The organism is Paenibacillus ihuae (assembly GCF_001368795.1).
GTDB classification, from domain to species: domain Bacteria; phylum Bacillota; class Bacilli; order Paenibacillales; family Paenibacillaceae; genus Paenibacillus_AQ; species Paenibacillus_AQ ihuae.
On the sequence record NZ_LN831201.1, the window covers coordinates 227,455 to 234,881 of the forward strand.

Here is a 7,427-nt window from a genome sequence, read left to right on the forward strand (position 1 = left end):
CCCGGCGATGTTGGAATACTTCGCATATTCTTCCGGCGGCTGTTTCCCAGTCCAGCTGTTGAACATAGTGTATCCTGCCAGAGACAAAGGAAGCCCAACGGGTATGAACAGTAAGGCCGCGATAATAATCAGTAAATAACGGGAGAGCAATGAGCTATGGAACTTGCGCAGCTGCCAGGGTTTTCTCATGCCCTCACCCGGTAGCCGATGCCCCGTACGGTCTCAATAATCTGTGGAGCGGCCGGATCGAGCTCCAGCTTCTCGCGCAAATAGCGGATATGAACCATCAGTGTTTTGTCACCCTCCATATAGGCTTCGCCCCAGACCGCTTCATAAATCTGTTCCTTGGTCAGAATCTGGCCGAGATGACGCAGCAGATAGGTGAATATCTGGAACTGCTTGCCGGTCAGCAGAATCTCCCGGCCGGTTGCAGCCTCCTGAATGACATTATTTCCTTCATATACAATAAGATGCTTAAGTACCAGCGGCGAAGGCTCGGCAGCCCCGGTCCGTCTCAGCAGGACTTCTATCCGTGCGGCCAATTCATCGGGATGAAACGGCTTGGTCAGATAATCGTCAGCGAATTCCAGTCCCTGCAGCTTGTCATCGATCGAAGCACGTGCCGATAACATCAGGATCGGCAAGCCGGGGTACGCCCGTTTCAGCCTCTGTCCCACGGTGAACCCGTCGAGTCCGGGAAGCATCACATCAAGAACTGCCAGTTGGCAGCCGGCAGCCGCCTCCACTGCACCCTCGCCGCTTTCCAGCCAGCGCACAGCATATCCCCGTTCCCGCAGATCCGCAGAGACTGCACTGCCAATCTCCCGGTCATCCTCCACATACAGCAGTGTAACGCTCATACAGCTTCAGTTCCTTTCCTTAAGAAAATGCCCAAACAAGAAGAAACGGAGTTCCCTTCCCCTAAGGACGGTATCCGTTTCTTCAGCAAATAACCCCCGGGGCGGGCGATACACCGTCAGCGCCGCGGGGAGTATGTAAATGATGATCTTATGCAATAAATCCGAAACTCGCCGGGGGCTTGTCCTCCGGTTTACCGAAGAGATATCCCTGGCCCAGCAGAATGCCGATATCCCGGCAATACAGGAACTCTTCACGCCGCTCAATACCTTCAGCGAGTATTTCGGCTCCGAAGGCTGAAGCCCGGTTTAGGATATCGTTGATGGCCTTCTGTTTCACTGTATCTTGATCACAATAGCTAATCAGCGCCCGGTCAATCTTAACATAATCCGGCTGGAGACTGGACATGACCTCTACCGTAGAATAGCCTGCACCCACATCATCCAGAGCAACCCGCATCCCTTGTTTCCGGTATTCCGTAAAAATCGCCTGCAGATGCCTCATATCATCAATACGCTCAGTCTCGACAACTTCAAATACGAAGTCCTCCGGGTCCTGGTCAAGTCTCGTTATAGCTTCAAAGGTATGCGTAAGACAAAAACTTGGATTATAAATAGAAGAAGGCAGAAAATTAATAAACCGCTTGATGCCTTTAGGCAGCAGTCTCGCACTGGTCTCAATAGCCGAGATCCGCGCAGCCCTGTCCAAAAAGGAGTGAAAGCCGGTTTGCCGTGCAAGTTCGAACAGTTCATACGGCTGAAATACACTTCCTTGCGGCAGCGGCCGCAGCAGCAGCTCAAAACCTATAATCTCTTCATTAAAATTCACAATAGGCTGCATATGACTGGTAAAATCATGGTTGGAAATGATGGAAATCAGATTGTCATTGGCGAACCTTATCTCTAATTGATCCAAGGAAACCCAGCGTTCTGCCGATCCTTTGCCTGTCTTGCTGTTTATACATAACTCCAGCGAGTTATCCAGTTGTTTCTGGAGTAAATTCAGCAGCTTCAACAGGTCAAAAAGCGCCTCCCGGGATGTATACGTAATCTTCCCCGTATTCTTCGTGCCTGCAAACTCTACTCCTGCAGCCCGTAAAGCGGAGGCAAGTACGAAGGTAAAAGGCCGAAACCGGATCTCTCCTTCATCCTCCACCGGCTCAATTGCAGAGCAGTCCTTACAGTTCATAGACATCCTCCTTCGCATCAAATGACAAACTGAGGTCAAGTCATTATATCATGATTTACCAATTTTCAGCCACGGGCAGCACAGGATGACAAGGTTATACAAAAAACCACCTGCAAACCAGGGTCTGCGGGTGGCTGTGACCTTCTTTTATAGAACAGCAGTTGATCTGTTATTAGCTGACCGTGGTGCCAGCCTGCCAAACACCATGCTCCTTATTCTTGCCCATATACTCGATCCGTGTAGGCTCAAGCTCAAGAACCACATAGTCCGGATCATCCGGTCCCTTAAACCATTCTTCCAGGGATGGATTCCAGATCTTCGAGCGCAGACTGTCGTCTTTCGTGACAGCAACCCTTGCCTCAATCTCCAGCACATCCTTACCGCCGCCCTTTTCATAACCAAGCAGCAGAAAAGCATTCGGATTATCCTTCAGCTCCTCTACTTTATGCGTTTTGCGGTTAGTAGCCAGATAAATATTTAATCCGTCATGAAATACCGCCATATAACGTACTTTAGGCTTGTTGCCGGCTTCGATCGTACCAAAGGAACCGAACTTGTTGTCATCCAGCACCTTAATGATTGTCTGCTCCAGCTCTTTGTTATCCATTGACGAAACAGCTCCTTTCAGAAATCATGCAGATATAAATGTATATATCCGCTTCCGCAGTTTGGATTATGATAAAACCGTACTCACTATAGTGTACCCGCTCCCTTCATATTGAATCCGGGACAAATCCATGAACGGCAAGAAGCGGCACCCGGCATTAGCGCTGCTGCTTCTTTATACCGGCAATTGTTTCCGCTAAGCTTTGCTGCGTGGAAGTTAGGGTAATATAGAACATACCGATATCCTGTGTACAAGGTGGAAACATTCATGACAAAGCTTTTGACCGTGTCTGCCGAACCGGAATTACATACCGCACTGCTGCAGTTTATCTTTCCCTTCTCCATTAAGGATGGGGAGGATAGCTCGCTGGCAGGGCAGCTTCTGCAGGATGGCTTTACCCGATTTTTTCTGGATAACAAAGATCTCGAGAATGCTTATTACGGAGAAGGCTACTGCGTGTCCCATGAAAAAATGGAGCGCAGCTACCTGCCGTTCGCAGCCCATGTGCTGTTCCCGCGCGAGAAGGATGAGGATTCTTTCCGCCGGTTCTCGAAGGTCAATGACCTGCCCTGCCGGCTGGAGATGCCCCAGCAATCCGTCCATTTCCGGGTGCTGTCGACGGATGTATTCATCTGCCCGTTCCAGCTTGGATTCTTAACCGTGCGGGTCAGCATTGAAGAAGAGACGCTGCCGTTCAGCATGGTGCTGGAATTCGCCGACCGGTTCCGTACACTGGAGGATTCCTCCTTTCAGGACAAACAGACTTATATTCACTGTGACAGCAGATCCTTCGAACAGGTAGAGGATTTTGTGTTCAAGGATCTGACGCCCCGACTGGAGCCGTTTCTGGATCAAACGGAACTCGACGGCGCTTATTTCGAAACCCTGCCTTTTTTTGTCGATGAACGAATGATGGTTCAGGCCTTTTACGGCTTCACCTCCCAGGACAACGAGGATGAGCTCAGTGTGGAGATACGCTACCGTGCATCCCAGCTGGACGGGCTGGATCTAAGCGGCAATCCTTACATTAGCGCCAGCGATCCGGAGTATATAGAGAGCTATGTCCGGGATCATTCGTATAACCGCTGGGGCCCGGACACCTATTATATAACCAATGAACAGACCTTCTGCTGCCTGAGCCGGGCGGAGCCTGAGATCGCTACCCAGCTCATCAACCAGATGTACGGCCAATACTATTACGGGCTGCTGCTGAGCATTTTTCATAAAATCGTTCTGCTGAAGCTGGCTAACCTGCACTCCCGTCTGCGTATCAACCACGATTATGATGAAATCGAGAATCTGATCTTTCTGATCAACAAATTTTCGGCGAAATTCTATTTCCTCGAGCTGATCTCGCAGTCACAGGGCCGGGAGATTTTCTTCCAGCTGCGCAAGGTCTACGGCAATGACGCATTATTCGAGGAAGTGAAAATGACCTTAAATGATCTGTTCCAATACCAGGATAAATTTCAGGCCAAACGCAGGGATACGCTGCTGATGATCCTTACTGTATTTACAGTCGTAAGCGGCATCTACGGGATGAATCAGGTGATCGAGGATTTAAAGGGCAGGATCGACTGGAGCAAAATGCTGGGCTACTCCCCCTTTGAATATTTGGCGCTGTTCGTCACTTTTACAGGGATTGCCGTCAGCATCTTCCTGACCCTTAGAGAGCTGAGGAACGGGTTCCGCAGCCGCCGCAGGAAGCGGTTCTTTTCCAAGGATTGAAGGGAACGCTACTAGACAACCCCGGGGCAGGCCGCTATAATACAGCGTAGAACAAGCAATACCCGCAAACTTCATAGAATCAGGGGTGCTGGAATTGGCCGGCTGAGATTGTATCCCGCAAGATACTGACCCTTACACCTGATCTGGATAATGCCAGCGTAGGAATCTTAAATGCTTCCCGGCCCCCTGAGGCCGGAGCCTGCAACCTTGCGCAAATACCTGGCGTCCCGATCTTCGGGGCGCTTTTTTTGGCATATCAGAATGGTTTTTTTCAGAAACTGGAAGACTAGGGATTGCTGGAAGGAGTCGAGAAGAACAATGGGAGTCAAAAAAAGCTTAATGCTCTGCCTTACCTGCATCCTGAGTCTGTCTATTGCCGGATGCGGCAGCAACAACGGAAACAACGGAGGCAGCTCCGCAGCAGACAGTACCGCTGCCCCTGAATCTAGTGCCGCTGCGGCAACCGATGCGCCAAAACCGCTGACCAAAATCAAGGTCGCCCTGGACTGGACGCCGAACACGAACCACACCGGCCTGTATGCGGCCGAGGAACTGGGATACTATGAGGAAGAGGGGCTCGATGTGGAGATCGTGCAGCCCGGTGCAGCCGGTGCCGATACCATGGTGACCTCGGGTGAAGCCGCTTTTGGCATCAGCGCCCAGGAAGCACTGACACTGGCCCGTCTGCAGAATGTGCCGATCGTATCTATTGCCGCAATCATTCAGCATAATACATCCGGTTTCGCAGCACCGAAGGACCGTAAGATTACTTCGCCGAAGGATTTCGAAGGCAAAACCTACGGAGGCTGGGGTTCACCTGCTGAAGAAGCTGCGATGAAGGCGATCATGGACCCTGAGGGCGGAGATGTAAAGAAGGTCAAGCTGGTGAATATCGGGGAAGCCGATTATTTCACCGCCGTGAAACGCGATATTGATTTCGCCTGGATTTTCTACGCCTGGACCGGTATTGAGGCCGAGCTGCGCGGAGAGCCGCTGGATATGCTGTACCTCAAGGATTATGCGCCTCAGCTTGATTACTACACGCCGGTGCTGACCACAAGCGAGAAGGAAATCGCCGAGCAGCCTGAACTGGTGAAGGCTTTCCTCAAGGCGACGTCGAAAGGATATCAATACGCGATCGATAAGCCGGAAGAAGCGGCAGCCATCCTGACCAAAGCCGTACCGGATCTGGATCCTGAGCTTGTCCTGGCCAGCCAGAAATGGCTCAGCCCGAAATATAAGGATGATGCCGCCCGCTGGGGCGAGCAAAAAGCAGAGGTCTGGCAGAATTATGCCGACTGGATGTACGGCCTGAAGCTGCTGGATAAGCAGCTGGATGTAGACAGCACGTTTACTAATGAATTTTTGCCGGAGAATTAATCGGATATTCTAAGTACACTGAGAGGGTTGATTATTGTGGCAAATACACTGCTTAGCATTCAGGTTATTCCAAAAACGCCAAATGGCGAGGATTCCATTCCTTACGTCGATAAAGCCATTGAGGTTATTCAAAAGTCAGGCGTGAAGCATCAGGTGAACCCGCTGGATACTACGATGGAAGGCGAGATCACTGAGCTCCTGGAAGTCGTCCGCCAGATGCATGAGGCGCTGGTTGAGGCTGGAAGCCCAAGCATCATCTCACAGATCAAAATCGCCCATAACCCGAATGGCATCAGCATGGATAAGCTGACGGAGAAATACCGGTGAGATCGTACTTCAAGCAGATTTGGCCGCCCTTAGTGGCGGTCGTCTTGTTTTTGGGGATCTGGCAGGCGGCCGTATCTCTATTTCAGATCGAAGCCTATTTTCTGCCGGGCCCGGACGCGATATTCCGCGCTTCTGCGGATAATGCCGCCAGCATCTGGTCGCATACCGCGGCAACCCTGCGCCTTACCCTGATCGGCTTCCCGATCGGCACCGGCGTCGGCCTGATCGTAGCCTTGCTCCTGCATCTGCTGCCTTGGCTGAAGCGGGCGATCTATCCGCTGCTGATCCTCAGCCAGAATGTGCCTTCGATTGCCCTGGCACCGCTGCTGGTCATCTGGTTCGGCTTCGGTTTGCTGCCAAAAATTGTGTTAATCACACTCGTTTGCTTCTTCCCGGTTGCAGTTGCCGCTATGGGCGGCCTGGCGCAGAGCGACCGGACGATGATGAACTATATGAAGATGGCCGGCGCAAGCCAGTGGCAGATCTTCACCAAGCTGGAGCTGCCCGGCTCCCTGCCCGCACTGTTCTCCGGCGTCAGAATCTCCGCCACTTACGCCGTAATGGGCGCAGTCGTTGCCGAGTGGATCGGCGCGGACAAGGGACTCGGCTACTACATGCTGCTCCAGAAGTCGGCCTATCACACGGACAATGTGTTTGTTGCTATTGCTATTATTGTACTGTTAAGTCTTGTACTGTTCGCTATTATTGCCCTGTTGGAGAGATGGCTGGTGCGCTGGAAGCCGCGTAAGACCCCTTGAACAAAGGAAGCCGGAAGGCAATGGAGTAAGAGCAGCAAAAATACTTTATCCAAGCCTTCCTCAGGACAAAATGGAGTCTGACCTTAGTGGGATCTTCTCCACCTAATCGCCTTATGAAGGGGCAGAGACAGACAGCAGCGGGAATTTCTCCAACTAATTTCTCCCCTATGGTCCGGAAAAGGCAATTCAGGGGGATTTAACTGGAGTATTTCCAACTAAGTCTCGGGGTTAGACGAGACTTAGACAAATAGGTGGAGGTTTTCCCATTATTTCTTAGCAAGCCGCTTATTCGTGGTGACACGCTGCGAATCTAACCGGAAAGGAGGCTAACCCACATGACTCGACTAACTGATGCCGGAATAACAAAGGCCGGGTCCGAAAGTCCTTCGGATCCCGCAAGTACAGCAGGCCGTACTGCTGCCCGGAGCAGGCCGCCCGCCCTTGAGGTCAGCGGCATCTCCAAGACGTTCACCCGGGGCCGCAGCAGAACCCGTGTGCTGGACAATGTGTCCCTGACGGTGGAGCCGCAGGAATTCGTCTCCATCCTTGGACCGTCCGGCTGCGGTAAAAGCACCCTGTTC

Annotated in this window: 8 protein-coding genes, 1 pseudogene and 1 riboswitch; of the genes and pseudogenes, 5 read left to right on the forward strand and 4 right to left on the reverse strand. The window is 51.8% G+C overall.

Annotated features, from left to right (window positions below):
• The 4 genes and pseudogenes from AQR02_RS25435 to AQR02_RS25450 all read right to left on the reverse strand — a co-directional run.
• A pseudogene (locus tag AQR02_RS25435) lies at positions 1 to 189 on the reverse strand (hypothetical protein); the annotation flags it as partial.
• Complete coding sequence (locus AQR02_RS25440; protein ID WP_054943173.1) at positions 186 to 860, reverse strand: response regulator transcription factor; 675 nt, start codon at positions 858 to 860, stop codon at positions 186 to 188. The gene AQR02_RS25440 and the pseudogene AQR02_RS25435, both read right to left, overlap by 4 nt.
• Before the next feature lie 148 nt (positions 861 to 1,008).
• Complete coding sequence (locus AQR02_RS25445) at positions 1,009 to 2,046, reverse strand: EAL domain-containing protein (RefSeq protein ID WP_054943174.1); 1,038 nt, start codon at positions 2,044 to 2,046, stop codon at positions 1,009 to 1,011.
• A gap of 172 nt (positions 2,047 to 2,218) precedes the next feature.
• Positions 2,219 to 2,653, reverse strand: a complete 435-nt coding sequence (locus AQR02_RS25450; protein ID WP_054943175.1) for a pyridoxamine 5'-phosphate oxidase family protein — start codon at positions 2,651 to 2,653, stop codon at positions 2,219 to 2,221.
• 267 nt (positions 2,654 to 2,920) lie between these two features.
• On the opposite strand from AQR02_RS25450, the gene AQR02_RS25455 reads away from it, so the two are divergent.
• The 5 genes from AQR02_RS25455 to AQR02_RS25475 form a co-directional block, all read left to right on the forward strand.
• Positions 2,921 to 4,381: a hypothetical protein gene (locus tag AQR02_RS25455; RefSeq protein ID WP_054943176.1), complete on the forward strand. Its 1,461-nt coding sequence runs from the start codon at positions 2,921 to 2,923 to the stop codon at positions 4,379 to 4,381.
• Between the two features lie 71 nt (positions 4,382 to 4,452).
• Positions 4,453 to 4,563, forward strand: a riboswitch (TPP riboswitch).
• A 136-nt stretch (positions 4,564 to 4,699) separates the two neighbouring features.
• The gene (locus AQR02_RS25460; RefSeq protein ID WP_054943177.1) at positions 4,700 to 5,761 is read left to right on the forward strand and encodes an ABC transporter substrate-binding protein; all 1,062 of its coding nucleotides are present in this window, start codon (positions 4,700 to 4,702) and stop codon (positions 5,759 to 5,761) included.
• A 36-nt stretch (positions 5,762 to 5,797) separates the two neighbouring features.
• Positions 5,798 to 6,088 carry a thiamine-binding protein gene (locus AQR02_RS25465; protein ID WP_054943239.1) on the forward strand — a complete coding sequence of 97 codons (291 nt, stop codon included), beginning with the start codon at positions 5,798 to 5,800 and terminating at the stop codon, positions 6,086 to 6,088.
• Complete coding sequence (locus AQR02_RS25470; protein WP_054943178.1) at positions 6,085 to 6,846, forward strand: ABC transporter permease; 762 nt, start codon at positions 6,085 to 6,087, stop codon at positions 6,844 to 6,846. The genes AQR02_RS25465 and AQR02_RS25470 overlap by 4 nt, the downstream gene beginning before the upstream one ends.
• 335 nt (positions 6,847 to 7,181) lie before the next feature.
• On the forward strand, positions 7,182 to 7,427 hold a 246-nt coding region (locus tag AQR02_RS25475; RefSeq protein ID WP_148449214.1), incomplete at its 3' end, for an ATP-binding cassette domain-containing protein.

Coding starts and splice junctions, on each gene's coding strand:
- AQR02_RS25440 (WP_054943173.1), bottom strand. CDS start 860: ATGAGCGTTACACTGCTGTATGTGGAGGATGACCGGGAGATTGGCAGT.
- AQR02_RS25445 (WP_054943174.1), bottom strand. CDS start 2,046: ATGAACTGTAAGGACTGCTCTGCAATTGAGCCGGTGGAGGATGAAGGA.
- AQR02_RS25450 (WP_054943175.1), bottom strand. CDS start 2,653: ATGGATAACAAAGAGCTGGAGCAGACAATCATTAAGGTGCTGGATGAC.
- AQR02_RS25455 (WP_054943176.1), top strand. CDS start 2,921: ATGACAAAGCTTTTGACCGTGTCTGCCGAACCGGAATTACATACCGCA.
- AQR02_RS25460 (WP_054943177.1), top strand. CDS start 4,700: ATGGGAGTCAAAAAAAGCTTAATGCTCTGCCTTACCTGCATCCTGAGT.